At 61.5% G+C, this 26,741-nt stretch carries 26 protein-coding genes; 20 read left to right on the forward strand and 6 right to left on the reverse strand.

From position 1 onward, the window contains the following. Positions 1-46 precede the first annotated feature (46 nt). Positions 47-2,125, forward strand: a complete 2,079-nt coding sequence (locus BPHYT_RS23275; protein ID WP_012426570.1) for an acetyl/propionyl/methylcrotonyl-CoA carboxylase subunit alpha — start codon at positions 47-49, stop codon at positions 2,123-2,125. Between the two features lie 23 nt (positions 2,126-2,148). Here the strand turns inward: BPHYT_RS23275 and BPHYT_RS23280 are convergent, their stop codons facing one another. Together BPHYT_RS23280 and BPHYT_RS23285 are read right to left on the reverse strand one after the other, a co-directional pair. Further along, positions 2,149-2,940 (reverse strand): phosphate/phosphite/phosphonate ABC transporter substrate-binding protein, encoded by a 792-nt coding sequence (locus tag BPHYT_RS23280; protein WP_012426571.1) that lies wholly within the window; start codon positions 2,938-2,940, stop codon positions 2,149-2,151. Positions 2,941-2,965: 25 nt separating this feature from the next. Continuing rightward, positions 2,966-3,244, reverse strand: coding sequence for a DUF1488 family protein (locus tag BPHYT_RS23285; RefSeq protein WP_012426572.1), 279 nt, complete (start codon positions 3,242-3,244; stop codon positions 2,966-2,968). Between the two features lie 263 nt (positions 3,245-3,507). Here BPHYT_RS23285 and BPHYT_RS23290 point away from each other — a divergent pair, with 263 nt between their 5' ends. After that, positions 3,508-3,696, forward strand: coding sequence for a hypothetical protein (locus BPHYT_RS23290; protein WP_012426573.1), 189 nt, complete (start codon positions 3,508-3,510; stop codon positions 3,694-3,696). Between the two features lie 3 nt (positions 3,697-3,699). After that, positions 3,700-4,314 (forward strand): O-methyltransferase, encoded by a 615-nt coding sequence (locus BPHYT_RS23295; RefSeq protein WP_012426574.1) that lies wholly within the window; start codon positions 3,700-3,702, stop codon positions 4,312-4,314. A 52-nt stretch (positions 4,315-4,366) separates the two neighbouring features. On the opposite strand, the gene BPHYT_RS23300 is transcribed toward BPHYT_RS23295, so the two are convergent. Both BPHYT_RS23300 and BPHYT_RS23305 read right to left on the reverse strand, forming a co-directional pair. Next, a complete protein-coding gene (locus BPHYT_RS23300) occupies positions 4,367-4,978 on the reverse strand; it encodes a uracil-DNA glycosylase family protein (protein ID WP_012426575.1) in 612 nt (203 codons plus the stop codon). A 45-nt stretch (positions 4,979-5,023) separates the two neighbouring features. After that, entirely contained in the window at positions 5,024-5,566 is a 543-nt protein-coding gene (locus BPHYT_RS23305) for a DUF488 domain-containing protein (RefSeq protein ID WP_012426576.1), read from the reverse strand. A gap of 145 nt (positions 5,567-5,711) precedes the next feature. Between BPHYT_RS23305 and BPHYT_RS23310 the strand changes: the two genes are divergently transcribed. The 3 genes from BPHYT_RS23310 (at position 5,712) to BPHYT_RS23320 (ending at position 7,596) form a co-directional block, all read left to right on the forward strand. Beyond that, positions 5,712-6,524 (forward strand): hypothetical protein, encoded by an 813-nt coding sequence (locus BPHYT_RS23310; protein WP_012426577.1) that lies wholly within the window; start codon positions 5,712-5,714, stop codon positions 6,522-6,524. Positions 6,525-6,606: 82 nt separating this feature from the next. Then, positions 6,607-7,008 carry a hypothetical protein gene (locus BPHYT_RS23315; RefSeq protein WP_012426578.1) on the forward strand — a complete coding sequence of 134 codons (402 nt, stop codon included), beginning with the start codon at positions 6,607-6,609 and terminating at the stop codon, positions 7,006-7,008. 90 nt (positions 7,009-7,098) lie between these two features. Continuing rightward, positions 7,099-7,596: a CPBP family intramembrane glutamic endopeptidase gene (locus BPHYT_RS23320; RefSeq protein ID WP_012426579.1), complete on the forward strand. Its 498-nt coding sequence runs from the start codon at positions 7,099-7,101 to the stop codon at positions 7,594-7,596. An 8-nt stretch (positions 7,597-7,604) separates the two neighbouring features. Here the strand turns inward: BPHYT_RS23320 and BPHYT_RS23325 are convergent, their stop codons facing one another. Next, positions 7,605-8,060: a ribonuclease gene (locus tag BPHYT_RS23325; protein ID WP_012426580.1), complete on the reverse strand. Its 456-nt coding sequence runs from the start codon at positions 8,058-8,060 to the stop codon at positions 7,605-7,607. 412 nt (positions 8,061-8,472) lie between these two features. Here BPHYT_RS23325 and BPHYT_RS38740 point away from each other — a divergent pair, with 412 nt between their 5' ends. The 11 genes from BPHYT_RS38740 to BPHYT_RS23380 all read left to right on the forward strand — a co-directional run bounded on the left by BPHYT_RS38740 (position 8,473) and on the right by BPHYT_RS23380 (position 21,663). Beyond that, positions 8,473-8,646 carry a hypothetical protein gene (locus BPHYT_RS38740; RefSeq protein ID WP_167315765.1) on the forward strand — a complete coding sequence of 58 codons (174 nt, stop codon included), beginning with the start codon at positions 8,473-8,475 and terminating at the stop codon, positions 8,644-8,646. Positions 8,647-8,654: 8 nt separating this feature from the next. Then, a complete protein-coding gene (gene cuyB / locus BPHYT_RS23335; RefSeq protein ID WP_012426581.1) occupies positions 8,655-9,356 on the forward strand; it encodes a cysteate racemase in 702 nt (233 codons plus the stop codon). 716 nt (positions 9,357-10,072) lie between these two features. Further along, positions 10,073-12,316: a polysaccharide biosynthesis tyrosine autokinase gene (locus tag BPHYT_RS23340; RefSeq protein WP_012426582.1), complete on the forward strand. Its 2,244-nt coding sequence runs from the start codon at positions 10,073-10,075 to the stop codon at positions 12,314-12,316. Positions 12,317-12,408: 92 nt separating this feature from the next. Next, positions 12,409-13,686, forward strand: a complete 1,278-nt coding sequence (gene tviB, locus BPHYT_RS23345; RefSeq protein WP_012426583.1) for a Vi polysaccharide biosynthesis UDP-N-acetylglucosamine C-6 dehydrogenase TviB — start codon at positions 12,409-12,411, stop codon at positions 13,684-13,686. A 77-nt stretch (positions 13,687-13,763) separates the two neighbouring features. Next, entirely contained in the window at positions 13,764-14,795 is a 1,032-nt protein-coding gene (locus tag BPHYT_RS23350; protein ID WP_012426584.1) for an SDR family oxidoreductase, read from the forward strand. Positions 14,796-14,880: 85 nt separating this feature from the next. Beyond that, positions 14,881-16,248 carry a murein biosynthesis integral membrane protein MurJ gene (gene murJ / locus BPHYT_RS23355; RefSeq protein WP_012426585.1) on the forward strand — a complete coding sequence of 456 codons (1,368 nt, stop codon included), beginning with the start codon at positions 14,881-14,883 and terminating at the stop codon, positions 16,246-16,248. After that, the gene (locus tag BPHYT_RS23360) at positions 16,245-17,405 is read left to right on the forward strand and encodes a glycosyltransferase family 4 protein (RefSeq protein WP_012426586.1); all 1,161 of its coding nucleotides are present in this window, start codon (positions 16,245-16,247) and stop codon (positions 17,403-17,405) included. Before murJ ends, BPHYT_RS23360 begins: the two co-directional genes overlap by 4 nt. Positions 17,406-17,457: 52 nt before the next feature. Next, positions 17,458-18,582 (forward strand): glycosyltransferase family 4 protein, encoded by a 1,125-nt coding sequence (locus BPHYT_RS23365; protein WP_012426587.1) that lies wholly within the window; start codon positions 17,458-17,460, stop codon positions 18,580-18,582. Between the two features lie 72 nt (positions 18,583-18,654). Continuing rightward, positions 18,655-19,845, forward strand: coding sequence for a glycosyltransferase family 4 protein (locus BPHYT_RS23370; protein ID WP_012426588.1), 1,191 nt, complete (start codon positions 18,655-18,657; stop codon positions 19,843-19,845). 38 nt (positions 19,846-19,883) lie between these two features. Then, positions 19,884-20,621 carry a DUF2334 domain-containing protein gene (locus tag BPHYT_RS23375; protein WP_012426589.1) on the forward strand — a complete coding sequence of 246 codons (738 nt, stop codon included), beginning with the start codon at positions 19,884-19,886 and terminating at the stop codon, positions 20,619-20,621. A gap of 109 nt (positions 20,622-20,730) precedes the next feature. Beyond that, a complete protein-coding gene (locus BPHYT_RS23380; RefSeq protein WP_148225142.1) occupies positions 20,731-21,663 on the forward strand; it encodes a hypothetical protein in 933 nt (310 codons plus the stop codon). Between the two features lie 21 nt (positions 21,664-21,684). On the opposite strand, the gene BPHYT_RS23385 is transcribed toward BPHYT_RS23380, so the two are convergent. Continuing rightward, the gene (locus BPHYT_RS23385) at positions 21,685-22,860 is read right to left on the reverse strand and encodes a glycosyltransferase (RefSeq protein ID WP_012426591.1); all 1,176 of its coding nucleotides are present in this window, start codon (positions 22,858-22,860) and stop codon (positions 21,685-21,687) included. Between the two features lie 467 nt (positions 22,861-23,327). On the opposite strand from BPHYT_RS23385, the gene BPHYT_RS23390 reads away from it, so the two are divergent. The 3 genes from BPHYT_RS23390 (at position 23,328) to BPHYT_RS23400 (ending at position 26,720) form a co-directional block, all read left to right on the forward strand. After that, positions 23,328-24,389: an EpsG family protein gene (locus BPHYT_RS23390; protein WP_049869246.1), complete on the forward strand. Its 1,062-nt coding sequence runs from the start codon at positions 23,328-23,330 to the stop codon at positions 24,387-24,389. A 312-nt stretch (positions 24,390-24,701) separates the two neighbouring features. Then, positions 24,702-25,838, forward strand: coding sequence for an MraY family glycosyltransferase (locus tag BPHYT_RS23395; RefSeq protein ID WP_012426593.1), 1,137 nt, complete (start codon positions 24,702-24,704; stop codon positions 25,836-25,838). Between the two features lie 183 nt (positions 25,839-26,021). Further along, positions 26,022-26,720 carry a FadR/GntR family transcriptional regulator gene (locus tag BPHYT_RS23400; RefSeq protein ID WP_012426594.1) on the forward strand — a complete coding sequence of 233 codons (699 nt, stop codon included), beginning with the start codon at positions 26,022-26,024 and terminating at the stop codon, positions 26,718-26,720. Positions 26,721-26,741: the final 21 nt, after the last annotated feature.

The following is a 26,741-nucleotide window of genomic DNA, read 5'->3' on the forward strand; positions in this document are numbered from 1 at the left end:
AGAACAACAGCCCCGAAAAAAACGGCTCACTTCATCGAGACATTTCATGTTCAACAAGATCCTGATTGCCAACCGGGGCGAGATTGCGTGCCGCGTCGCCGCGACCTGCAAGCGGCTCGGCATCGCGAGCGTGGCCGTCTATTCCGATGCGGACGCCAACGCGAAACACGTGGCCGCGTGCGATGAGGCGGTGCATATCGGCGGCTCGACAGCGGCGGAAAGTTATCTGCGCGTCGAACGGATTATCGAAGCCGCGCGCGCCACCGGCGCGCAGGCGGTGCATCCGGGCTACGGCTTTCTGTCGGAAAACGAAGACTTCGCGCATGCGTGCGAGGCGGCCGGCATCGTCTTCATCGGACCGCCGGTCGAGGCCATCGCCGCGATGGGTTCCAAGGCTGCCGCAAAGGCGCTGATGCATACAGCCGCCGTGCCGCTCGTGCCGGGCTATCACGGCGACGATCAGGATGCACAACTATTGCACCGCGAGGCGGATGCGATCGGTTATCCGGTGCTCCTGAAGGCCAGCGCGGGCGGCGGCGGCAAGGGCATGCGCGTGGTGGAACGCAGCGAGGATTTCGAGGCGGCGCTGGCTTCGTGCAAGCGGGAAGCGGCAAGCAGTTTCGGCAATGATCGCGTGCTGATCGAAAAGTATCTGACGCGTCCGCGTCACGTGGAAGTGCAGGTGTTCGCGGATCGTCACGGCGGCGCAGTCTATCTGTTCGATCGCGATTGCTCGGTGCAGCGGCGTCACCAGAAGGTGCTGGAAGAAGCGCCGGCGCCCGGGTTGGCCGCTGAAATCAAGCGGGAAATGGGCGATGCGGCGGTAGCGGCCGCGCGTGCGGTGAATTACGTCGGCGCGGGCACGGTCGAGTTCATCATGACCGGCACGGGCGACTTCTACTTCATGGAAATGAACACGCGCCTGCAGGTCGAACACCCGGTTACGGAGATGGTGACGGGCCAAGATCTGGTGGAATGGCAACTGCGCGTCGCCGCTGGCGAAGCACTGCCGCTCACGCAGGAACAGCTGAAGATCGACGGCCACGCGATCGAGGCGCGTATCTACGCCGAACATCCGGCGCGCGGCTTCCTGCCGTCGACGGGAACGCTCAAGCATCTGCGCATGCCGGAAGGCGTGGAGTTCACCCTGGACGCGGCCGGCTCAGGCGCGGCGGGCCTCGGCGAATCTGGACGCAAGGCGCCGGTGCGTATCGACAGCGGTGTGCGTGAAGGCGACACCATCACGCCGTTCTACGATCCGATGATCGCCAAGCTGATCGTGCACGGCGCGACGCGTGAAGAGGCGCTCGCGCGTATGAGCCGCGCGTTGCATGCCTGCGAGGTGGTCGGCCCGCATACCAACGTCGAGTTCCTGCAAAGCATCGTGGCGAGCGAGCCGTTTGCAACGGGCGATCTCGACACCGGTTTGATCGAACGTCATCACGACGCCTTGTTCGCGCCGCGCAAAAAACCGTTCAAGGAAGCGCTCGCGCTGGCTTGCGCGGCGTTGCTCAAGCGCGAAGGCGGCACGGCGCATGGCGCGTCGCCGTGGGATGCGCTGTCGCATTGGCGCCTTAACGGCGGCTACACGCAGACGCTCGGCTGGCGCGATCTGGAGAGCGGCAGCGCGGGTAACGCGGGCAGCGACAGCGAAAGCACCTTCACCGTCACGTTCGCGCGCGACGGCGGCACGCAAACGCTCGAACACGATGGCGTGCGCGAGGACTTCAGCTGGTCCGACGGCAGCGGCCTGCATGAATACCGCGCGACGATCGGCGATGCGCGCGCAACGGGCCGCGTGTTCGTCGATGGCGATACGTTCCATGTGTTCTGCCTCGGCGAGGCGCTGTCGTTCGAATGGCAGAACCTGCTCGCGCACGCCGCGGATGCCGAAGGCGGCGAAGGCCGCCTGACCGCGCCGATGCCGGGCAAGGTGATCGCGGTGCTGGTCGAACCGGGCACCGTGGTGGAGAAAGGCACGCCGCTGATCGTGATGGAAGCGATGAAGATGGAGCACACCATCGGTGCGCCGGCGGCCGGTACGGTGTCGGAAGTGCTGTACTCGGTCGGCGATCAGGTTGCCGATGGCGCGCAGCTTCTGGTGCTGGACGTGCAGCAGCAGTAAATCCGCGGCTCAGGCCTCGGGCCTCAGGCGAGGCGCGTATAGCCAACGGCGCGCGCCTCGTTTTCGAGTTGCTCGATGCGCTCGTAGTCAGAGGGCGGCAATACGGAAAATCCCTGCAAACGCAGGCGTTTTGCGCGTTCGGGCTGGTTCACGAGCGCCTCGTTCAGCGCTTCGCGCAGTGCCTCGATGGTCGCCGAGGGCACCGTGTCCGAGGCGATCAAAGGCAGGCCCGGCGAGGGCGCTGTCATACCGATCCGGCGAACCTGGCGGGCCAGTTCCGGCATTTCGTCGCACACGAAAGCGAAGGTCACGCAATCGATCGCGGCGACGTCCGCGCGATTCTCCGCCACCGCGCGCAACGAGCCGAGATGCGAGCCGGTTCGCAACACCGAGCAGAAGAACGTGCCGGCGCGTGAGAACGGGGCCACCGCGTGGCGAAACACGTTCATGCCGCTATTCGAATCGTCCTGGTTGTAGGCAGCACGCGCGCCGTGGCAGGCCGCGAGCGTATCGAACTGCGCGTCAGCCCGCGTGACCAGCACGCTCGAGTAATGCGCGCCTTCGCAACCGGGAGCGTCGAAGCGCGGCGTGGCGACCAGTTGAACCTGTTGCTGCAGACCATGCATGAACGGATAACCGCAGGTCTGCGAGATCAGCAGATTGGGGCGCCGCCAGAAGCCGTGTAATTCCTCGTCCGGCTCGACGATGCGACACGCGGGCTTGACCACGCGCAGCACGTCGGCGAGCCACTCGCGCCACTCGAGGTCGAGCGCGGGCGTGACGTTATACATTGGCAGGGCGGCGATCCAGGTCATGATGCGATTCTGGCATACCTGCTGTTTAATGTCTGACCATACGGAATTCGTCGAGGCCGAGACGCACCGGCTCCGTCGGTCTGAATGCCCATTTCTGCGCCGCGACCGAGAGGATCTCGAACTGCGCATCCTCGAATGCGACGAGCAAATCTTCCTTGCGCTTGCTCGCCGCGCCGCAAAAGGTGACGAGTGCGTCGGCGCTGACCTCGAAAATCTGCGCGCGATCGTCACAGCACACCCGGAACGCGACCGTCGCGCATTCCGTCACACAGGGCCTGAACCCTTCATCGACATAGACCGACATAGCCATCTCCCGCCAAAACACACGCCTGAGCCATCAGGATGACAAGCCGTAAGCTGTCGGTATGTGGGAAAACCGGCATTCGGTGTGAAATGGCCGCGACTTGACGGGCTGCGCGGAGCAGAAACCGGATACGTCGGCGGAAGCTTTTGTAATCGACTCGCTCTTTGTCCCCGGTATTCGGCCGTTTCGCGATGAAACCGGCTGGCTACACTCGCTGCGGCGTTTCGCGTTGGCACAGGCCAATCAACACGGGAGGAGGAACGATGATCCACGGCAGTCGCTATAGCCGGCTTGCGCGCAGCCGCTTCCGGCAGCTTCTCATGGTGGCCGCGCTGGCTGGCGCCTGCGGTCTGCAAGGTTGCGCCACGTCGCTTGAAACGTTCGGGCTTGGCGCGGGCGTGGGGATTGTCGGCGCGTTCAGCCTGCTCGGCTGCGCGATCGGCTGCCGCTGACGGATGGACCCCGACTTTCTGGCCGTGCTCGACGCCTATCAGGAGCGCGCGCAAGAAGAGCCGACGAAAGGGCGCGAGCCGCGCCGGCGCGATAAGCAGAAGGCAACGAAAGGTCGCCATGTAACCGCGGCGGCGTTGGAGACCGCGCGTTTCATCCATATTCTTGCGGCAAGCCTGCATGCTCCGCACATTCTCGAACTCGGCACGTCGGATGGCTATGCGACGCTCTGGCTCGCGCAAGCCGCGCGAGCGGCGCGCGGCCGGGTGACCACGATGGAATTGCACGACGACAAATCGGCCTACGCACGCGAGATGGCGAGCCGCGCCGGCGTTGCTCCTTATGTCGACTTCCAGGTCGGCAATGCGGTCGCACTGATCGAGGATATGTCGATCAAGCCGGATTTCGTCTTCATCGATCTTTGGAAAGATCTCTACGTGCCGTGTCTCGACGCGTTTTATCCGAAGCTCAATCCGGGCGCGATCATCGTCGCCGACAATATGATCCGGCCGGGTGGCGAGAACGCGTGGCGCTATATCCGCGCGGTTCGCGCGAAGCCGGGAATGACGAGTCTGTCGGTGCCGGTGGGTGCCGGTCTGGAAATCAGCCGGTATCGCTGAAGGCTCGAATGACTGCCGACGGCTGATCGTGACCTGTCGATCAGCCAGCTCTTCATGCGTTGGGCGTCGCTAATGCCGCCGCGACTCGCTCGCGCAATGTCGGCAACACGCTTGCTTCGAACCACGGATTGCGTTTGAACCAGGCAATGTTGCGCGGCGACGGATGCGGCAGCGGCACGACTTGTGGGCCGAATTCGCGCCACCGCACCAGCGTATCCGTCAAGGTCGGCCCGAATGCCTTGCCCAGTCCGAATCGCTGCGCGTATTGTCCGACCAGCAGCGTGAGCCGGACCGACGACATGTGCGCGAGCAATTCCTCGTGCCATCGGGCGGCGCATTCGGGCCGTGGCGGCAGATCTCCGCTCGCGCCGCGGCCTGGAAAACAGAAGCCGATCGGCACGACGGCGAATTTCGACGTGTCGTAGAAGGTGGTGTCGTCGACGTCGAGCCATGCGCGCAGCCGCGCACCGCTCGCGTCGCTCCATGGCACGCCGGACGCATGGACGCGCGCGCCCGGCGCCTGGCCGATGATCAGAACGCGCGCCTGCGCGGAGGCCGCCAGCACCGGACGCGGCGCGTGCGGCAGCGCCGGCGAGCAGAGTGTGCAGGCGCGAATCTCGCGAAGAAGGTTATCGAGCGACGTGGCTTGTGTGGTGACAGTCATGCAATCGTGCAATACAGCGGACGGGCAGTCGCTTCGCGCACCGGATCAGGCCGTGGTTGGAGCCGGATAGATCAGCGTGCCGTCGGGTTGAGGTTGCGCGCCCGGTGTCATCGTTGCAACGGTTGTGTGACGCGCGTCCATGATGTGCAGTACGGTTTCGCCGTGCAGCAGCAGGTAATCCGTGATGATACGCCTGTGGCAGCGCCACCAGACCGCCTCCGCGCACATGATCGCGCAGCGGCGCCGGTGGCCGAGCGCGAGAAGCTGCGCGAGACCACCGCGGAAAGCGTCGCTCAGCGCATAGTCCGCGTAATTGCGGAACGCCGGATGAGTCCAGTACACATTGGGCGACGCTGCATCGTCTTTGCGCCTGCGGCGGCGCCCACCCAGTTCAGCAAGATGCGCGTAGTCGATATGCTCCGGCGCGAGCGCATCCGGCAGCGTGTCCTGATTGAACTGCGGATTGGTTCGTGAGCGAGGAATACTGCGCACGTCGATCAGCGTCGCGATCTCCGCCTCCTTCAGCAGACTCACGAATTCGGGCAACGGCCGGTTGGAATGACCAATGGTGAAAAAGGGGCGGCTCATCGGTGGCTTCCTGAAGCGCTTGCGTTCATTCCATGTTGTGTACAACGTGGGTGGCGAAAGGTCAACGTGCAGACGCTAACGATCGCCACGTCCTCCACGGAGCAATCCGCGACTTGGAACTATACTGGGGCACCTGGAGGTTTCAATGGCCGAACAAGACAGACCGCATCCACTACGTCCGCTCCTGAAAAACTGGATTTGGGAGCATGGTCGAGTCGGGACTCGTTACTTGGATTGCGTCGATGGCGTGATCAAATTCGATGAAGGCAAGAAGTCGCATTTCGCCGCCGAAAAATATACTTACGTGCCCCTTGGCAAGGACGCTGAGGACGATGTGTCCGAGGAGGGTCCCGCGATCCAGGAGGCGGGACTTGCCCGGTTTTTGCGGGCTGCGCAGTTAGGCAAGCCGGAGGAAGCGGGTTCTGTCGCGGAGGTTCAACGCGCGGTGCAGGATTGCGTTGAACTCGGCGTGTTCAGCGCCTATCAATGGGAGGCGCGAGAGGCATTTGCCCGCTACGCGCAGGAGCCCATGTTCGACGACGAGATCCGCGCGGCGGTGGTCGACGACGTCCGGCGCAGGTACGCCGGCATGCCGGAACAGCTGGCGCTGTACGACTACAGCGTGCTTTACGGCTTGCCCGCACCGCTGCTTATCAGCGAGACGCCTTTTATCGACTGGCGCGTGAGTGCGAGTCCGGCACTTCCGTTTGTGTCGCTTCCGCTGGGACCTTACTGCCTGCTTGTCGGCGCGCCGTCGGGCAGACAAAGCCGGGTCGGCCCGGTGGTCTGGAAGGCTGCTGTCGCGATGGGCCCGTTGAAGGACCACAATCGCCGGATCGCGGAGCGAGCACGTCTGTGGCTGGTGGCGACTACGGATGACCAACTGGTTGCCGCACAGAGCCGGATTGTCGCGGCGATTGCGGCGATTGCGGCGAGGCAGGAGGATGGGAAGGGCTGATATCTTTCGAATGGCCGCTCCCGCCCCGACTTAACAAAGAACTGGCGTTGGCCGTAACAGCGGCATTGGTGAGAAAAACCTCATGTCAATCGAGTGGAAGCGCCGCTTCAGGTTGTTTGTCCAGCGTTTCTGGCAGCCGACCAGCGCATGCATGACCTGCATGCCGGGGAGCTGGGGCAACATCATGAGTCTCGCCCACTGGGCGATTGCATTCCATACCGGTCTGCTCACCGGGCTCCTTGCCGTGCTTTTGACCTTTACGCCCGCTGCGAAACTCTACGGGAATCGATACGGCAATGCGCTGATCGTCGGCTCGCTGACGGCGTTGGGCGACGCCTATGCACACGTGAGTCACTACCGCATCCCTTATGTCGAGCACATCGTCACGGGTGTTATTTCAGGTCTCTTGACGCTGGCTGCGTCATATCTCTTTGAAGATCGCGCGCGACGTCTTCGGGCGGCATGGGCCAGGGTTTTCGGATGACTTATCATTGAGCAGCCATTCGACGGCGACGCCCGGATCGCAGACAATCAAACCAGAAAAAACGACGACCTGAGAGACCATGGACGGCCCATGCTAGCGACATCTCGTAGATGCCTGCAGAGAGTGAAACTTTGGCTATTGGAATTACCGACGGCAAAGCTGATAGTGCTGGCATTGGCAGGCACGTATCTGGCCATCATACCGTTGCTCATTTGCGTCCCCTTTTTAGCGTCTGGGCAGACGCTGGGCGGGCCCGACCTGGGAAAAGGCAACGTCTTCAAGTTGATTGCGATAGGGTGCGTTGCGGCACCGCTCATCGAGACGACAATTCATCAGTGGGGATGTCTTCGGGTCCTAAGCAAACTCCGTTGCAAGACTGGCATCGCAATCTGTATTTCGGCTCTGCTATTCGGCTTGAGTCATAGTTACAGCGTACCGTACGTCGTACTCGGCACGCTTGTGGGTGGCATTTTGGCGACGGTCTTCGCGATTGAAGATTCGCGCAAAGGTCATCCCTTTATCGCGACGCTTGCTGTGCATGCGTTGCGCAACGGCATAACAGCGGCAATCACGCTATTCGTTCTGTAAAGGCAGCCTTACTCCGCAATGCGTTTGAAACTGACGTAGTAATCGTCGGTGTAATAGCAGTCGCCTGTCTGCCTGCGCGGCCCACCACATATGATCCGGCGTTGCCCGCGATCCGTCGACCCAGGCGTGCGAACCGTGTATGTGTGGTAATAGCCGCGTGGATGCTGCTGCAGCAATGCCGCGCTGTTGCGGAACACGACGCCGTCTTCCGAGAAAGGGAAGGGGCCGCCTGCTTTGATCAGCCGCAAGGTTTCGGTTGCTTCCGCCGGCAACTGTGTTTTGGTGACGGTGCCGAGTGCGCCTGACGCGACGGCTGGAGCGCTCGCGCTTGCCGCTGGCGGAGCCGACGCCTCGCTCGCGGATGCGCCCGACGCCTCGGTGGCGCTTTGCGATCCCCCCTTGCCGCATCCGCCGAGGATCACGCTCAAGACCACGATACCGGAGAAAGCCCACGCTTTTTTCACGAAACGGGTCTCCTCTCGTTGACCGCAATTCGACGACCAGGATAGAAGGTATCGCTAATGGCGGAGCAAATCAATGTTCGGCGGCAGATCGCCGCTTTTTACACCGCGACCAGCGGTGATAGCGACTCTCCACTAAAGTTCGCGACATGGCGACCGTTAACGATGTGATGGCGTCTCGGGCCGATGCCTACCTCGGTGACCGACGAAATGAGCTCGCCGCAAGCTATCGGCTTAACGTGCACGCCATCGACGATTCTGGAACCACTCGAAAGAACCGGTGCAGGCGTTCATTTACCTACAAAGTTGCAATTAGGTTCAACACCAGGATAAGCCGGCGGACCGGCGACAGGGGATCTGGAGATGGCTGGAAAAGGGAGTCGGGCGTGAGACGTTGCGTGCAATGTTGCAGTTCATGATCGCTTTTTTCGTCGCGTCAGTGCCGTTGCAGATGCTCGCGGCCGCGATCATCTGGAAGCGTTCGAGCCATAGCCTCGCGAGAACGCTGGGCGCGCTGCGCGCGCTGATTCTCGCGATCCCCGACGCAGCCGCGGTCACGCTGATCTGCCCGCGTCCGCTGAAGATCTAGGAGCCTCGATGGCACTCATCGGAATCCTCGGCGGCATGGGGCCGCTCGCGACGGTCGACTTCATGGCCAAGGTCGTGCAGCTCACCGACGCCTCCTGCGACCAGCAGCATCTGCCGATGCTGGTCGCCAATCTGCCGCACATCCCGGACCGCTCGCGGGCCATTCTCGGCGACGGCGAGGATTGTCTCGGTCCTCTGCTGGAAGGCATCGATCTGCTGAACCGCAACGGCGTCGGCCTGATCGCGATTCCGTGCAATTCGGCGCATCACTGGTATGCGCAAATCGCGGCGCGCAGTGCCGCGCCGGTGCTGCATATCGCGGAGGCTTGCGTGGCCGCGGTGCCCGCTTCGGCGCGGCGGGTGGCTGTGCTCGGCACCGGCGGTACGCTAAAGTCGGGCTTCTATCAGGCTGCGCTGAGCGCGCGTGACATCGAGCCGCTGGTGCCCGGCGCGGACCTGCAGCAAAGCATCGCGACGTGTATCCGCGAGGTGAAGGCCGGCGCGCTCGAACAGGCGGCGGGCCACCTGTCGACGGTGCTCGGCGCTCTGGCCGCGCAGGATGTGCGCGCGGCAGTGATGGCCTGCACCGAGATTCCCGTGGCGGCGCGGCATCTGTCGAATCCGCCGCTGACGTTGATCGACAGTTCACTCGAACTGGCACGCGCCACCGTCACGTTCGCGGTCGCGCGCGGCTGGAACAGGCCGCAATGAAGACTTTGCAGACGCTCTCGCAGAGCACGCTCGGCTTGCTGCTGTGCGTGGCCGTGGGCGGCTTGTGCGGCGTGTTCGCGGCGCCGGCCGGCGCATTCGCGTAGTTCATCGGCGCGTTTGCTTAGGCGGCGCAATACCAGGGGTTGCAATGGAACTCGAGGCGCTCGCTGCCGACTCGTAGCGCACGACGGCGGTGGGGCTCGCGGCATTGCCGGAGCATATCGAGAGCCGCGCGCACGCGTACCGGCTCATCGAAATCGTCCGCACTGAAAGCGACATGACGCGCTATCTCGCGCTGCTCGGACTCGATTAAGGCCACCCCGATGCCGGACGGTTGGCGCGCGGCCGACGCACCGGTTCGAGTCCGCGCTCACATCGCATCTAACGCGGCATGCTGGCATTCGCCCAACATGCCGCTACGCCGCCGTCGCGTGGCGAGCCCCCTCTGCCTTACGTGAAAACACGAATCCGTCTGGTCGGACATTTTGTGGTTTTCCCTTATTCAAAGAATCCGTTACCCGCTTCCCTAGGCGCTTTGCAAGTCGTTTATAGCGAATAAAGTCCGGGATTTTTTGTGTGCACTACCGCGCATACTTGGTGCAGCCTTATGCGTACTGTTGCGTCAGGGAAAGGACCAATACCGTTAATCGCACATTTCCCTCGTTCGAATCCGCTTGCCTTAGCGGTCAAATAAAACCACGTGACGAGACGTGCCCATGAAACTCAAATATCAAGCGTCAGAGGGATTATCCGAACGTAACGACGAATTCGATCCCGGATCGATCATCGATACGTTGATTAATCACCGAAAAATGATTGCCGCTATAACAATGGCATTCATTCTGGTGGGCGCGCTGTACGCGTTTTGTGCGACGCCTATCTATCGAGCCAGTATTTCGATCAGGGTCGAGGACAATTCGCCGACCGCGCTGCCGGATTCGAAGGATCTGGTGCGCAACGCGTCGTCGTTGTTCCAGGAGAAGTCTTCGGCCGAAAGCGAAATGCAGATCCTGAGGTCGAAAGCCATCGCCATGCAGACGGTGGATTACCTCAAGCTCTACATCGAAGCCGAGCCGAAGCGCCTGCCGGTGCTCGGCGGCCTGATCGCGCGCCACACCGACTCGCGCATGACGCCCGGCATCTTCGGCTGGGGCGGCTTCGTCTGGGGTGACGAATCGATCAGCGTGTCGACCTTCGAAGTGCCGAGGAAGCAGGAAGGCAACGCGTACACCGTCACCGCATTGACCGGCGGCCAGTACCAGTTGCGCGGGCCGGGACTGGAACAGCCGGTCACCGGACGCGTCGGCGTCGACGAGCAATTCGAAACCAGCCACGGGCCGGTCAATCTGCTCGTGAGCAAGATCGACGGCGAGAGCGGGGCGGAGTTCAAGCTCACGCGCCACTCGCGTCAGCAGGCTCTCGAACAGCTGCAAAAGGGCCTTCAGGTCGACGAGCAAGGCAACAAGTCGAATGTGCTGGGCGTCATGCTGGAAGGCCGTGATCCGGTTCTCGTGACCAACATCCTCAACGATATCGGCGCGGTCTATGTGCGCCAGAACGTGAACGAGAAGGGTGCCAACGCCGAGAAGTCGCTGAACTATCTCGAGCAGCAGCTGCCGGGCGCGAAGCGCCAGATGGAGCAGGCGGAAGAAGCCTACAACACCTATCGCAACAGTCACGGCCTGCTGGATGCGGACGAGGAAAGCCGGCTCATCTTGCGCCAGGCGACGGAAGCGGACTCGCGCCTCTACGACCTCAAGCGTCAGCGTCAGGACCTCATGGCTCACCTGACCGCCGAGCACCCGAGCGTGGTGGCGATCGATCAGCAGATCGCCAGCACCAACAAGTACGTCGAGAGTCTTGCGGCACGCGTCAAGTCCATGCCGACGGCGGAGCAAGGTGCGATACGTCTGATGCGCGACATGCGCATGAGCTCCGACATGTACTCGGCACTGCGCAGCAACATCGACACGCTGCGCTTGGTCAAGGCCGGTCAGTCTGCTTCGGTGCAGTTGCTGGATACCGCGGACGTCCCCGAGCGGCCGGTCAAGCCGGCCAAAACGCTCGTGCTGCTGATTTCGGCGGTGCTGGGGCTGTTCGTCGCTATCGGGCTGGCCTTCCTGCGTGACTATCTGTTCAAGGGCGAGTCCGATCCGGAAGAACTGGAATCGCGCACCGGCCTGACCGTGTACGCGACGATCCCGGTCAGCGACCAGCAGGAGCAACTGACGCAGAAAATGGCGATTCGCGGTCCGGAAAAACTGGCTCTGGCTTTCCGCTACCCGATGGACCCGGCTGTCGAGGCGCTGCGCACCATGCGGGCCGCACTGCAATTCGCGCTGAACGGCGATCGCAACAACGTGGTGATGCTCGCGGGACCGCTGCCGGGCATCGGCAAGTCGTTCCTGTCGGCCAATCTCGGCACCTTGCTCGCCTCGGGCGGCAAGCGTGTGCTGCTGGTGGACGGCGACTTGCGCCGCGGCCATCTGAACCAGTACTTCGGCTTGCAACGCGGCGCGGGGCTGGCCGATCTGATCACGGGTGAACGTTCGCTCGAAGATACGGTGCACAAGGAAGTTCTGCCGAATCTCGACGTCCTGCAGTGCGGCGAGTATCCGCACGACCCGGCCGAATTGCTGTTGAGCGCCAACTTCAGAGCAACCATTCGCGCCGCTTCGGAGCAGTACGACATTGTGCTGCTCGACGCGCCCGCCATTCTCGCCGTGTCGGACACGGTGACCATGGCGCCGGTCGCCGATTCGATCTTCATGGTCGCGCGTTTCGCCGATACGCGTGCCGGCGAGATCTCGGAATCGGTCAAGCGTCTGGCGCAAACGGGTTCGAAAGTCGAAGGCATTCTGCTGAACGGATTCAAGGTGAGCCGCGGCAATTACGCTCAGTCGCGCCGGTACGGCGGCTACGCATACGACGCTTACTACTCCGATTCGGTCACGAAATGACGCGCGTGGCCCCGGGCCAGGATTCAGTTCTGCTGAATCGCGCCCGGGGTTTGGACGAAGACGCGAATCCATAATAAAGGGGAGCAACAATCATGCATTCGTTAAACGAGCTGAAACTCGCTGTGATCGGTCTCGGCTATGTTGGATTGCCGCTTGCGGTGGAGTTCAGCAAGCATCGGCCGGTGGTGGGTTTCGACATCAACGGCGCCCGCATCTCGGCGTTGCGGGAAGGACGGGACGTCACGCTCGAAGTCTGCAATGAAGAGCTGGCCGCGGCCACGGGCATGACGTTCACGTCCGACGCGCAAGAACTGAACGCCTGCAACGTGTACATCGCAACCGTTCCCACGCCGATCGACGACTACAAGCGTCCCGATCTGCGGCCGTTGATCGGCGCCAGCGAGACTATCGGCAGCGTGCTGAAAAAGAACGACGTGGTCATTTATGAATCGACCGTCTATCCGGGGGCGACGGAAGAGGAGTGCGTGCCGGTTCTCGAGCGCGTTTCCGGCTTAAAATTCAACGTGGATTTCTTTGTCGGCTACAGTCCGGAGCGCATCAATCCCGGCGACAAGGCGCACCGCGTGACGGATATCAAAAAGGTCACCTCGGGATCGACACCGGAAACCGCCGAACTCGTCGATCAACTGTATCGCGAGATCATCGTCGCGGGAACGCACAAGGCCAGCAGCATTCGCGTGGCGGAGGCGGCCAAGGTCATCGAGAACACGCAGCGCGACGTCAACATCGCGCTGATCAACGAACTGTCGATCATCTTCAACAAGATGGGAATCGACACGGAGTCGGTGTTGCAGGCGGCCGGAACCAAATGGAACTTCCTGCCGTTCAGACCGGGTCTGGTGGGCGGGCATTGCATCGGCGTCGATCCGTATTATCTGACGCATAAGGCGCAAGCGATCGGCTATCACCCGGAGATCATCCTCGCCGGGCGCCGTCTGAACGACAGCATGGGCGGGTATGTCGCGTCGCAGCTCGTGAAGGCGTTGACCAAGCGGCAGATCGGGGTTGCCGGCGCCCGCGTGCTGATCATGGGTCTGACCTTCAAGGAAAACTGTCCCGACCTGCGCAACACCAAGGTCGTCGACATCGTGGCCGAGTTGCGGGAGTACGGCGTCCAAGTGGATGTGTACGATCCATGGGTCTCGAAAGAAGACGCCCGGCGCGAACACAACCTGGACCCGATCGAGCATCCCGCCAAAGGTGTTTACGACGCGACGATCGTGGCCGTCGCGCACCGCCGGTTCCTTGAACTGGGCGCGGAAGCCATTCGTGTTTTCGGCAAGCCCGAGCATGTGCTGTATGACCTGAAATACCTGCTGCCTCCCGAGGCCAGCGATCTGCGGCTCTGACCCAAGCCGGATGCCACGCACATCGCACGCAACGCCATCACGACGTGATGGCTTCCTCATCTGATCCGGAGGCAAGGATGCCCGATCGTTACGACACAGTACGGCAACAACTCGCCGGGCGCCCGCAGCAGTGGCTGATTACCGGCGTGGCCGGTTTCATCGGCTCGAATCTGCTGGAGGCGCTGCTCAAGCTCGATCAGACCGTGGTCGGACTCGACAATTTTTCCACCGGCTATCAGCGTAATCTCGACGAAGTACGCTCCGTCGTTTCGCCGGAGCAATGGAAGCGCTTCAGATTCATCGAAGGCGATATCCGCCGTCTGGAAGATTGCGTGAGCGCCGTTCATGGCGTCGATCACGTGCTGCATGAGGCGGCGCTGGGTTCGGTTCCGCGTTCGGTGGCCGATCCGATCGCGACCCACGAAGTGAACATCAGCGGTTTCCTCAATATGCTGGTGGCCGCGCGCGACGCGCAAGTGTCGAGCTTCACGTATGCCGCGTCGAGCTCGACGTATGGCGACCATCTTGGCTTGCCGAAAGTGGAAGACCAGATCGGCCAGCCGCTTTCGCCGTACGCCGTCACCAAGTACGCCAATGAACTGTACGCGTCGGTGTTTGCCCGCGCATACGGTTTCAAGACGATCGGCCTGCGTTACTTCAATGCCTTCGGAAAGCGCCAGGATCCGGACGGCGCATATGCTGCGGTCATTCCCAAATGGACAGCGGCGCTGATTGCCGGCGACGACGTGCTGATCAATGGCGACGGCGAAACCAGCCGCGACTTCTGTTTCGTCGACAACGTGGTGCAGGCGAATATCCTCGCGGCAATGTCGGACGAGACGGCGAGGAACGAGGTGTACAACGTCGCGGTCGGCGATCGGACAACCTTGATCCAGCTTTACGACGGCTTGCGGGCCGTGCTCACCGACAACGGCGTGCGTTGCGACAAACGCCCGGTGTTCGGCCCGTTTCGCGCCGGCGATGTCAGGCATTCACAGGCCAATGTCGACAAGGCGGAGCGGCTTTTGGGCTATGAAAACAGGATCTCCTTCGTCGAAGGTTTGTCCAGAGCGATGCCCTGGTACATCGAATTCGTATCGAAACGGTAATGCCTTCAGTCGCCCAAGCTCACCGGCGCACTCGACATGACAGGTTCATGCGCAACGCGTCGATACTTTTAAGGCGGTAACGTCAATGTCTCAGATCGCAGGTTGGCGAAACCGTCTTGCGCAGATTCATCCTGACCATAGCCGGATCGCACGCAGTGCGGTCTGGGTTTCGCTGTTCGCGCTGATCGGCAAGTCGGCGGGCGCGCTGAAGGAAATGTCGATCGCGTATCGGTACGGCATCAGCAACGTCGTCGATGCCTATCAGCTCACGCTCACGCTGATCACCTGGCTGCCGGCTACCTTTGTCGCCGTGCTGAGCGTTGTGCTGGTGCCGGCGCTGGTCGAACTGCGCTCGAGGCCCAAACAGGAGCAGGCGAAGTTTCTCGGCGAACTCGACGTGATGGCGATTGTGGTCGGCGTGGCGTTCACCGTCCTTCTCTATTTCTCCTGGCCCTACGCGCTCGACCTGATGGCGCGCAATCTCTCGGACGAGACCCGCGTCATGTCGCGCCGGATAATGCTCGGCATGGCGCCGGTCGGCATCGTCATGCTGACGATCTGCGTCTATGCCGCACGCCTTCAGGCACGCGAAAAGCACGTCAACACGCTGCTGGAGTGCGTGCCGGCGCTCGTGTTGCTGTGCTTCGTGCTGGCCTGGCACGATGCAGGCTCGCCGGCGCCGCTGATCTGGGGCAGCACGCTCGGTTTCATCCTCCAGGCGGTGCTATTGGGCGTGCTCGCCGGGCGCGCCGACCAGATCCGCCCGCGACTCAGCTTCTCTCTCAGCTCGCCGCAGTGGCCGCACATGTACCGCGCGGTCGGCGTGTTCATGATCGGCCAATTCGTCATGAGTCTGGCCACGCCGCTGGATCAGTATTTCGTGGCCGGTCTCGGCGACGGCAACATCGCCACACTCGGTTATGCAAGCCGCGTGCTCGGCCTGCTGGTGAGCATGGGTGCGGTGGCGATCAGCCGCGCGACGTTGCCGGTTTTATCGGAGCTGTTGAGTGCAGGAGATAACGTTCGGGCCCGAAGCATCGCGCTAAAGTGGTCGCTGTTCATGCTGGCGATAAGCGGCGTAGTGGTGGTGGTGGCGTGGCTTCTCGCGCCTTTCGTCGTGAAGCTGCTGTTTCAGCGCGGCGCCTTTAGCGCGGCGGATACGGTAGCGGTGTCCAGCCTGTTTCGCTGGGGACTGATTCAGATTCCTTTCTATTTTTCGGTGCTGGTGCTGGTGCAGCTTTTCGCGAGCCAGGGTCGCTTTAAAGCCATGGCTGCCATCGCGGTCGTGAACTTTGCTGTAAAGGCAGTTGCGAATTTCTTCCTGATTCGATGGTTCGGCATCACGGGGGTGGTTCTTGCAACCGGCGTCATGGGCGCCAGTTCGTTCGTGTGCTATCTGTCTCTCACGCTGTCAGACGGATCATTAGAGAATAAAAAGGCAGGTCCGCTATGAAGATTCTGCTGTTCATCCATTCACTGCATTACGGCGGCGCGGAACGCGTGGCCATGAACCTGTCGAGCGAATGGGCGGCACAAGGTCAGGAAGTCTGTGTCGTGACGCTGACTTCCACCGCGAGCGACTTTTATTCGCTGCACGACTCGGTCAAGCGCAGGACGCTCGATCTCGCGGGCGCCACTAACGGTCTGACGGGCGCGGTCTTCGCGAATGCGAGCCGGATGCTGGCATTGCGGCGTGTACTCAAACAGGAGCGCCCGGACGTGGTGCTCGGTATCGAGACGAGGCCTTCGATTCTGGCGATCCTGGCCGGCATCGGCTTACCATGCAAGGTCATCGCGACCGAGCACATTCATCCGCCGATGCTGTTCGAAGGCAGGTTTTGGGAAAGCCTGCGCCGCTGGACATACCCGTTCGCGGACAAGGTGGTCGCGTTGACGGAGAAAAGCAGGCTATGGCTGCAGGAACATTGCCATTGCAAAAGCGTCACCGTCATTCCGAATTCGATCTCACTGCCGATTCCTGTGGTGGAACCTCTCGTGTCGCCGCACGCGGTGGTGGGCGCGCAGCGTCGCGTATTGCTCGCGGCGGGACGGATGGCCGAGCAGAAAGGTTTCGATATCCTGATCGATTCATTCAGCCGGATCGCAAGCGATTTTCCCGCGTGGGATCTCGTCATTCTCGGCGACGGCGATGACCGGGGCGCACTCACTGCACAGGTAGCGGCGGCGGGACTGGAGAAGCGCGTGCTGCTGCCGGGTCAGGTCGGCAATATGCCTGACTGGTACGAGCGTGCCGACCTTTACGTGCTGAGCTCGCGCTTCGAAGGCTTCTCAATGACGATCGTCGAGGCGATGGCGAGCGGCTGCGCGGTGGTGAGCTTCGACTGCGACGCCGGCCCCGGCGACATCATCACGCACGGCCATGACGGCCTGCTGGTTCGCGAGGTCGGCGACCCGCAGGCACTCGCCGAAGCCTTGTCGACCTTGATGAAGGATGACGAGACCCGGGCACTGATGGCATCGCGTGCGCGTGCCGTCGTCGAGCGGTTCTCGGTGGCGCGAGTCTTCTCCCTGTGGCGCGACGTGTTCACGCAGACCGGCGCGCGGCCTTCAGGGCTCGTCGATCGTACTTCCGTGCGGGTGACGGAATGAGTACCCGGCGCGCTGCATTCCATCAACGCTGTGCACCGAAGCCGGATCGTTCATGAATATCGTCCTGTTCATTAGCGCGATGCAGGATGGCGGTGCCGAGAGCGTCGCCGCAACGCTTGTCAACGCCTGGGTCGAGCGCGGCGACTCGGTCACGCTCGTCGCCACGTATTCCGGGCGCAGCGCCTGCAATTACCCCGTTTCACCCGGCGTGAAGTTCGTCTATCTGGCCGACCTGGTGACGCGGCGCGGCCGCGGACCGCTCGCCTATATCGAACGCATGAGGGCGTTGCGCGCGCTGATGCGCGAGAGCAAGGCGGATGTGATCGTGTCGTTTCTGACGAATGTGAATATCACGACGATTCTCGCATCGCGAGGGCTCGGCATTCCCATCATCGTGAGCGAGCACACGAATCCACTTGCCGATAACCGTTCGTTGCTATGGCGACTGCTGTGCCGCTTCGTCTATCCGAAGGCCGATCTGCTGACCTTGCTCACCGACGACGTGGTCGCGCCGTTCAGAAAAGTCGTGCCGGGCATGAAGGAGATCGCGGTGATGCCCAACCCATTGCCCGATGGACTGTTCCTTCAGCAACGCCAACCGGCCACCGCGCGCAAGCGCGTCATTTCGTTGGGACGGCTGAACAGGACGAAGCAGTTCGATTTGCTGATCCGCGCCTTCGCGCTGCTCGCGGACGAGTGGCCTGACTGGGACTTGTGGATCTGGGGCGAAGGACCGGAGCGCGCGGCGCTGGAGGCGCAGATCGCGCAACTGCGCATGGGCGAGCGGATCTTTCTGCCGGGACGAACGCTGACCCCGTGGAGCGAACTGGCCAAGGGCCAGGTCTTTGCTATGTCGTCGAGTCACGAAGGCTTGCCCATGGCGCTGATGGAAGGCATGGCGATCGGCCTGCCGGTCGTGTCGTTCGACTGTCCTAGCGGACCGCGGCAATTGACGCGCAACGGCGAGGACGGCCTGCTGATTCCGCCAGGCGACGCGAACTCCATGGCTGCCGCGTTGCGCCGGCTGATTTCGGACGACCCGCTGCGCGCCGAGCTGGGCAGGAAGGCCGCCATGTCGGTACGGGAACGCTATTCGTTGAAGGCGGTATTGCATATCTGGGACCAGTTGTTCGAACGGGTCGGGGCACGTGCGAAGGCTGCCGAGTCGACGCACTGAATAAACCCGGCGGCAGGGTTGCGGTCGCGGCCTGCCGTATTTACATACAGCTCAGAGATTCAGGAGCGGGACATGAACGGACGTAAAGTAGTTCTCTTTGCCAATACCGACTGGTATCTCTACAACTTCCGCCTCTCGCTGGCGCAGAGACTGCGGCAAGACGGATATGACGTGGTCCTGCTGTCGCCGCCGGGAGAATTCGGACCGAAGCTGCAGGCACTCGGGTTTAGCTGGCACGCCGTGCCGATGAATCGCCGCAGCCTCAATCCGTTGCGCGAAGTGGGCGTGCTCGCGTGGCTCGTCCGGTTTCTGCGCCGTGAAAAGCCCGACCTCGTCCACGGATTTACGATCAAGAGCGCGGTGTATGGCTCGCTCGCGAGCAAGCTGGCCGGCGTGCCCGCGCGAATCAACGCCGTGGCGGGCATGGGCTACGTCTTCACGAGCCGGGATTTGAAAGCCCGCGTGCTACGGCCTATCGTGCGCCAGCTGATGCGGTCCGCTCTGAACGGCAGGCGCAATGCGCTGATTCTGCAAAATCCCGACGACGTCGCGATTTTCAAACGCGCGAAAATTGTCGACGACCAGTCGATACAGCTCATCAAAGGGTCCGGCGTGAACTGTTCGCGGTTCTCGGCCCGGCCGCAGACCGATGAGGACGCTCAGGCTCCATTGCGCGTCGTGCTGGCTGCTCGCCTGTTGTGGGACAAAGGCATTGCCGAGTACGTCGAGGCGGCCCGCGCACTGCGAGATGAAAACCGCACGGTGCGGTTTCTTCTTGCCGGTTCCCCCGACGATGGCAATCCCGCCTCCGTGCCCCGCGAACTCGTCGAAGGCTGGGCTAACGACGGGCTTCTCACGTGGCTGGGACATGTGAGCGATATGCCGAAGCTGCTGTCCGAAGTGGACGTCGTGGTGCTGCCGAGTTATCGGGAAGGCTTGCCCAAGACGCTGATCGAGGCGGCCGCGTGCGCGTTGCCGCTGATCACCACCGATGTCCCCGGCTGCCGTGAAGTCGTCAGCGGTACGGGAGACGATGGCTTGCTGATCCCGGTGCGCGATGCCGCGGCACTGGCCAATGCGATTCGCCTGCTCGACGACGATCGCGAGCTTTGCCGGAAACTCGGCCTTGCGGCCCAGGCCAAGGCGCTGAGCGAATTCGACGAATCGATCGTGATCAGCAAGACGCTGCGGGTTTATAGCGAATTGCTGGACCCCGCGCCTCGCGAAGTCGTCGTGGCGAGTCAGCGCGAGCGGCAGATTTGACGGTGTCGGCGAAACATCCTGAAGGAGATTGAGTGGCCATGGTCGTTCCGAAATTCATACTGCGCTTCGATGACATCACGCCGGAAATGGCCTGGTCGCGCTTCGACCCGTTCGACGAGCTTTCCATGGATCAGGACCTGCCGTTGCTCGTCGGCGTCGTGCCGAACTGTCTCGATCAGACGCTTGTCGTCGAGCCGGCGAGAGACGCGTTCTGGGACACGGTGCGTGGTTGGGTCGATCGCGGCTGGAGCATCGCGCAGCACGGCTACACCCACCAATACGTTACCGAGCATCCCGGGCTGTTGCGTCTTGGCAGTAAATCGGAGCTGGCCGGTCTCTCCTATGAGGAGCAGTTCGCCAAGCTGCAGGCGGGAAAGGCGATTCTTCAGCAAGAAGGCGTTTGGCAACCGGTATTCATGGCGCCTTCCCACTCGTTCGACGAAGCGACGCTCCGCGCGCTGGCCGACCTCGACTTCAAGTATCTGACTGACGGCAGCGGCGTCTATCCGTACAAATTCGGCGCGCTCACCGCGGTGCCGCAGTTGTTCGCAACGCCGCTGCATTTTGGTTTCGGCGTGTATTCCATTTGCCTGCATGTCAATACGCTCAGCGAGGCCGAGATTGACCGGATCGTTGGCTTCGTGAAGAAGAACCGCTCGCGGTTCATCTCTTTCGAAGAAGCCGCGAGCGTCAGAACGCCTGTCCCGGGCGTCGCGATGGCGATGCGCTTTTTAACCTCTACCCCGTTGCGCGCGATGCGCCGCTTGAGGGGCTGAACTCTTTATGGGGTGCACGGTGCGCAACAGCCGGAGAGCGGTAAATGCTTTTCTCCTCAGCAGCCTGGTGGGTGCAATCACGCGACCTCTCTCTGCCGTGGCCGATGTCGTGACCAATAAGCATGCCGCGCCTGATGAGGTTATCGATCGATCGTTCGGCGTCATAGCGGACGGCAAGACGAATGACCGCGCCGCGCTTCAGAAGGCGGTCGACAATTCGATCGGCAAGACGCTGGTGATTACGGGCCCATGCCGGATCGACGCGGAAGGACTGCACATGCGCAGCAACAGCCGCGTGCGCTTCGCTCCCGGCGCTTCGATCAAACTGCTTCCGCATGACACGCAAAACTACGAGGTCATCCGTGTCTGGGACGTGCGGCACGTGGTGCTGGAGAATCCTCGCCTCGACGGCAGTAAAGAGCTGAACACCGTGAAGGGCGGAGAGTGGGGCATGGGTATCTCCATTGCCGGAAGCACCGATGTAACGATACTGTCGCCCAGCACGATCAACTGCTGGGGAGACGGCATCTATATCGCCAACAGCTTCGGTAACGGGCTGCCCTATTCGGGCGACATCCGGGTAATGAATCACTATGCGTCCGGCTGTCGCCGGCAAGGTGTTTCGATTATCAGCGGCAAGAATATTCTATTCGACAGTCCGGTGTGGGAAAACATAGCCGGCACGCTTCCTTCCGCCGGACTGGACATCGAGCCGAACGCGAACACCGACATCGTGGAAAACATCCGCATTGTGAATCCGATCACACGGCACTGCCAGTTCGGCATTCTGGTCTATCTGGAAGCACTGCCGGGAAGCCGGGAAAAGAATGTCAGCGTCGTGATCAGCGGACACAAGGACGAAGACAGCAGGGAAGCGGCCTTCAGCGTATCCGGATTGAAGATGAAAGGCAGCGTGGTCACCGGTTCTATCACGAGCAATTCGCCGACATGGATTCGTCCGAGGCGAGATGCTTTTGTCAGTACCGACTATGACCGTTCGGGGCCCAAGATCGATATCACGAATCCCACCATTGTCCGGTAGCCGCTGCCAAAGGCGTGGCGCTCAACGCGTCACGCCTTTGGCGCGCAGCAATGTCGCGTACATGTCCCGATACTGTTGCCAGCACACTGTAATCGAAAAGGATTCGACGATCCGCTCGCGCGCCAGCCTTCCCAGTGTCTTGCGCTGCTCGAGACTCAACGTCGCCATCTGCTCCAGCGCGTCCGACAAGCTGACGGGATCGCGCGGTGGAACGACCAGACCGGTGTCGCCGACTAGTTGGCCGGTATCGCCCACGTCGGTGACCACGCACGGAACGCTGCAAGCCATCGCTTCGCCCACCACCGTGGGCAAACCTTCTGTTCGGGATGAGAGGCACAGCATGTCGAACGCCGGCATGATCCGATGCAGGTCATTGCGAGCGCCCAGCAAGTGGCAGACGCCGCTCAGGCCAAGCTCGTTCATCGTGCGTGTGAGCGTCTTGTTGTTGGTATCGACGTCTTTACCGACCATGACGAAATGGCATTCCGGCACGCGCTGATGAAGCATCGCGGCAGCACGCAGAAAGTTATCGTAGTCTTTGGCGGGATTGGAGCGCCCTACGATGCCGATCAGTATGGAACCCGGCGGCAGGCCGAGCTCATTCAGCAGTGCGGTCCTTGCGGTGGCGTCCGGCACGAACTTGCGAACATCGAAGCCGTTATGAATCACCCGCATTTTCGTACGCTCGTAGCCGTACTCGACGTGAGTTCTAAACGACGCGTTGGCACAGCAAATGACCGAATCCGGCAACCGGTTGGAGGTCGCCGCGCCCATCCGTGCAAGCGTATTCAGAACGCGCCCGACTTTTGCGGTGGGCACTTCGGTTCGATGAATGCCCCAGACCAGCACGAAGCGGTGGCGCTGCCTGCTGAGCCGAAACATCAGCCGCGCCAGCAACACCGCCACGCCGCCGAAAATATCCGCGTGATACATCCACGTCTGGACGACATCGGGGCGCGCTTCGACGATCCACCTGGCCAGTCGAATCAGGAGCAGCGGATTCGGAACACCGGATCGCATTCCCAGAAACCTGACTTCCGCACCGGCGGCGCGCAGACGGTCCGCCATCTTGTCGATGCCGGACAGGGAAATGACGACATGCGTACCGCCAGCGGTGCGGGACTCCGAAACCAGGTTCAGAAGCAAGGTTTCGGCGCCGCCCACCCCGAGTCCCGAAATAATATGGACAATTTTCATTTTGTTTGTACGGTACGGCATTCGGTGACATAGAACCGCTGCTATTTCAATCAGGTCAGTCTGCGCCGCGTGTTTTTAACGGACTCGATATCCGCAATCACGAAAGGACAATGGAAGGCTAAGTGATCGAGCCGCCGCCATACCGTTCGGCATCGAACACAGGCCAGGACAATTGTCCCGGGTCATGCCCGGATGCGATTTATTGTTTATACGAGTCTACGGACCCGAGCTCGGCATCGATGCAAATCTTATGTGCCGTTCCGCTCGTAAGGTCCAATCAAAAGCTGATAGCGTGCAGGGGCGTAAGGGAAAGACAGTTTCAAGGCCGTTCAATCCGCAGATGGCAATACCGATCACTGGGCACGGTCCGCTGAACGGCGCGTGCCGAACGCAAGTCTGAGCGGCATAAAAATCAACGCACCTCCTCCGGTTTGCGCGGCACTGGCAAGCTGATGGGCAAGAGAGGGATGAAAGTGGCACAACAACTCAACTCGAAGTTCCAGATCCATCCAATCGGCTACCGGTGGCTGCGGCCTTCCATGCTGGGATTCCTGGCGTTGTCGGCGTTCATCCTCCTGAAGATTGCGCTTGGCGATCGGAGCGCGCTGCTCGATCAGGACAATTACGTTGCGTACTTCAGGGACGCCGATCCGCTCTGGATCGTCCATCTCTGGTCCAGCAGCCAGTCCGTGGTGCTTTTCATCGTGAAGACCATCACGGATGAGCTCGGCTGGCGGCTCTGGGTGCTAGGCCTCGATTCACTGGGCCTCTCACCGGACACCGCGGTCCGCGTGACGGTTGTCGTGCTGAACGTGCTGATGGCGCTTGCTCTTAGCCGTACGCGCCGGCCGCTTCTCGGCCTGCTGTTGTGGGCGCTGATTCCCACCGGCCTTGCGACGGTCGGGTTATTCCAGATCCGCCAGGGATTTGCTCTGTCGATCGCCATGTACTTCGCGATGTGCCGGCAGCAACCCGTTCGAGGCGCGCTGCTCGCCAGTATCGTTCACACTACCTTTGCGTATCCGGCCTTGTTCCTGATTCTGGCGCACTTTCTCATGAGGCGAAGCAAGGCGCTGGCGATCGTGGGCGTGGTCGGCGCGGCGCTTGCAATGTCGCTGGCGTCGGCGTGGCTGTTCGCCAGGTTCGGCGGCCGCCGGATCGAGGAATACACGCAGCAGGAAGAATTCACCGTGAACTTCCTGATCTCGCTCGCTCTCTATCTGATCGTACCGATACTGGTGATCGTGATGCGTCGAAAGCATATCGAGTACGTCGCTCGCGAAATGGTCGTCCATGAGGTCGCGATCATGCATATCGGGCTGATCATGTTCCTGATCATTTCGTTCTTCGTCTATCCATTCGGGACCCAGCGCATTGTCTACTATGGACCGCTGCTGTTGGCCTTCATGCTGCCGGAGATCCGTATCAAGAACTCGCTGGTCCTATGGATCGTCGCTTTTATCCTGGCTATTTTGACTTACGACATTCACAAGAATTATCTGCTGGACACTTATAAGTACTTTCTCTGAGCGGTTTTCCGCTAGCGGCCAGGTAATGCTTGCCGGTGTGAAACGCGCTCCTGTCCGGAGTGTGCGTAAAAGCGGGCAATGGTCATTTCATACACATATTCCGATGCGCCGGTAACCTGAGCCGGCGTGTGCCGTGGCACGCCGTATTAACGCTGATTTGTCGGCTCATAAAATGATCGTGTCCGGGTTGTGTTGGGAATGCCACAGAGGAAAGACTCAAAGTGAGAGACGGTGTGCATCACTAACCTTGTCCTAAATATGCATTGAAGCGACAAGAAAATAAAAATTCCTCCGTTTATGCTGGAGACCGAGATGTTGAATCTTGCGTTTGGCTTTGTTGTCTCATTCCTGGTTATCTTTTTTATCGTGCGAAGTTCGGGGCTGCACGGGTCGCTGACGATGGATCACGACTTGCGCGGCATTCAGAAGAACCACGCCTATGCAGTGCCACGAATCGGTGGGGTAGGAATTGCTTGCGCCGCCACTGTCATTCCGCTCATCCAGCCGCTGTGGGCGACCGCGCCTGGCACGGGCCAACTGCTGCTCCTGTTGTGCGCCGTGCCGGTGTTCGCGGGCGGCGTGATCGAGGACATGACCAAGCGCGTGAGCCCGCGAGTGCGGCTGCTGTGCGCGCTCGCTTCGGCGCTCGCGGCCTGTCTGCTGATGCACGCAACGCTCACGCGGGTGGATTTGCAGCTCGTCGATCAGTGGCTGCGCATTGTGCCGATCGGCATCGGCTTCACGATGCTCGGCGTGGCCGGGCTGACCAACGCGGTCAATATCATCGATGGCTTCAACGGACTCGCCTCGGTGGTGACCATGCTGATCTTCGCCTCGATCGGCTACGTGGCCCACAGCGTGAATGACTGGCTCGTCATGAGCATGGCGCTGACCATGATCGGAGCGATCGGCGGCTTCGTGCTCTGGAACTTTCCGGTGCCTTCCGTCTTCCTTGGCGACGGCGGAGCCTATTTCGTCGGTTTCATCATGGCGGAGCTGCTGGTGCTGCTGATCGTGCGCAACCCGGGCGTGTCGGCGTGGTACGCAATGGCCGTCGCGATCTATCCGACCTTCGAGACGCTCTTTTCCATCTATCGCCGCAGGATTGTGCGCGGCAGGCCGGCGGGCGCTCCGGACGGGCTTCATCTGCATACGCTCGTGTATCGGCGTGTTGTGCGCAAGGGTATCGACGGCGGCAATCTGCGCCGCCGCGCGATGCGTAATTCCTGCACCTCGGTCTATCTGTGGGTGCTGAGCCTCGTGAGCATCGTGCCGGCCACGTTCTTCTGGGACACGCCTATCGCGCTCGCCGGAGCAGCCATCGCCTTCGTCACGATCTACGTTCACATCTACGTGGCGATCGTGCGCATGAGGACGCCGCGCTGGCTCGTGATCACGGGGCACGCACCGGTCGTCGCGCCGCGGGGGGCCGAGGAGCCGCGCCACTGACGCGGCGCTGCGATTTCCCTTCAATTTACACAGGCAGTGTGTGAGGACGTACGTTGCAGGAACGAAACCCGATGCACCATATGAACCTACAAAGGCACGGGGACAAGCCTTGAAAACCGCGGTGAGGATCCGGGAAAACACGGACCTTGCAGGTAACGCCTCATAGGACCACGAGAAAACAAAATGAACCACGGATACGAAACATCGCTAGTCAAGCGAGTGGTCAACCAGGTGGTGACCGGCATCATCAACGGGGATTTCGACGGCGACATGCTTCCTCCGCAGGTCATCCTCTCGAAGAAGCTCGGGGTGAGCCGCTCGATCATGCGCGAAGCGATCAGCATCCTGATTTCGCGCCGGATTCTGGATGTCAGGCCCAAGACGGGCACGCGCGTCAAGCCGGCCAAAGACTGGCTCGTCATCGATCATGAGGTTGCCGAGTGGCGGCTTCGCGCCACGCCCGATCCGGAGTATCTGCACGGGCTGATCGAATTCCGCAAGCTCGTCGACCCTCGCGCGGCTGCGTTCGCGGCCACCCGGGCGAGCCGGCATCAGCGCATTGCCATCGCCGCCATGTATCAGAATCTGCAGCAGGTGAACGGGGATCCCGTCGCCCGCAAGGCCGCCGAAGACGCGCTGCAGGTGGCGATCATCGACGCAAGCGGCGACGCCTTGCTCAGCCAGATGGGCAACATCGTGAGGATGGGGCTGACGGCCATGCAGCCGGTCTTCCGCATGCAGGCACTCGCATACGAGGCGCGGGTCGCCGACTACGGCAAGGTCGTGCGCGCGATCGAGGTCGGCGATGCCGACGGCGCGAAGGCCGCGATGATGCAACTCATCACCCATAGCGCGGACCAGCTGCTCGCGGAAACAGTTTGAACTGAGTGCCGGCTGCCGTAG

This window comes from Paraburkholderia phytofirmans PsJN (assembly GCF_000020125.1).
Classification (GTDB): Bacteria; Pseudomonadota; Gammaproteobacteria; order Burkholderiales; family Burkholderiaceae; genus Paraburkholderia; species Paraburkholderia phytofirmans.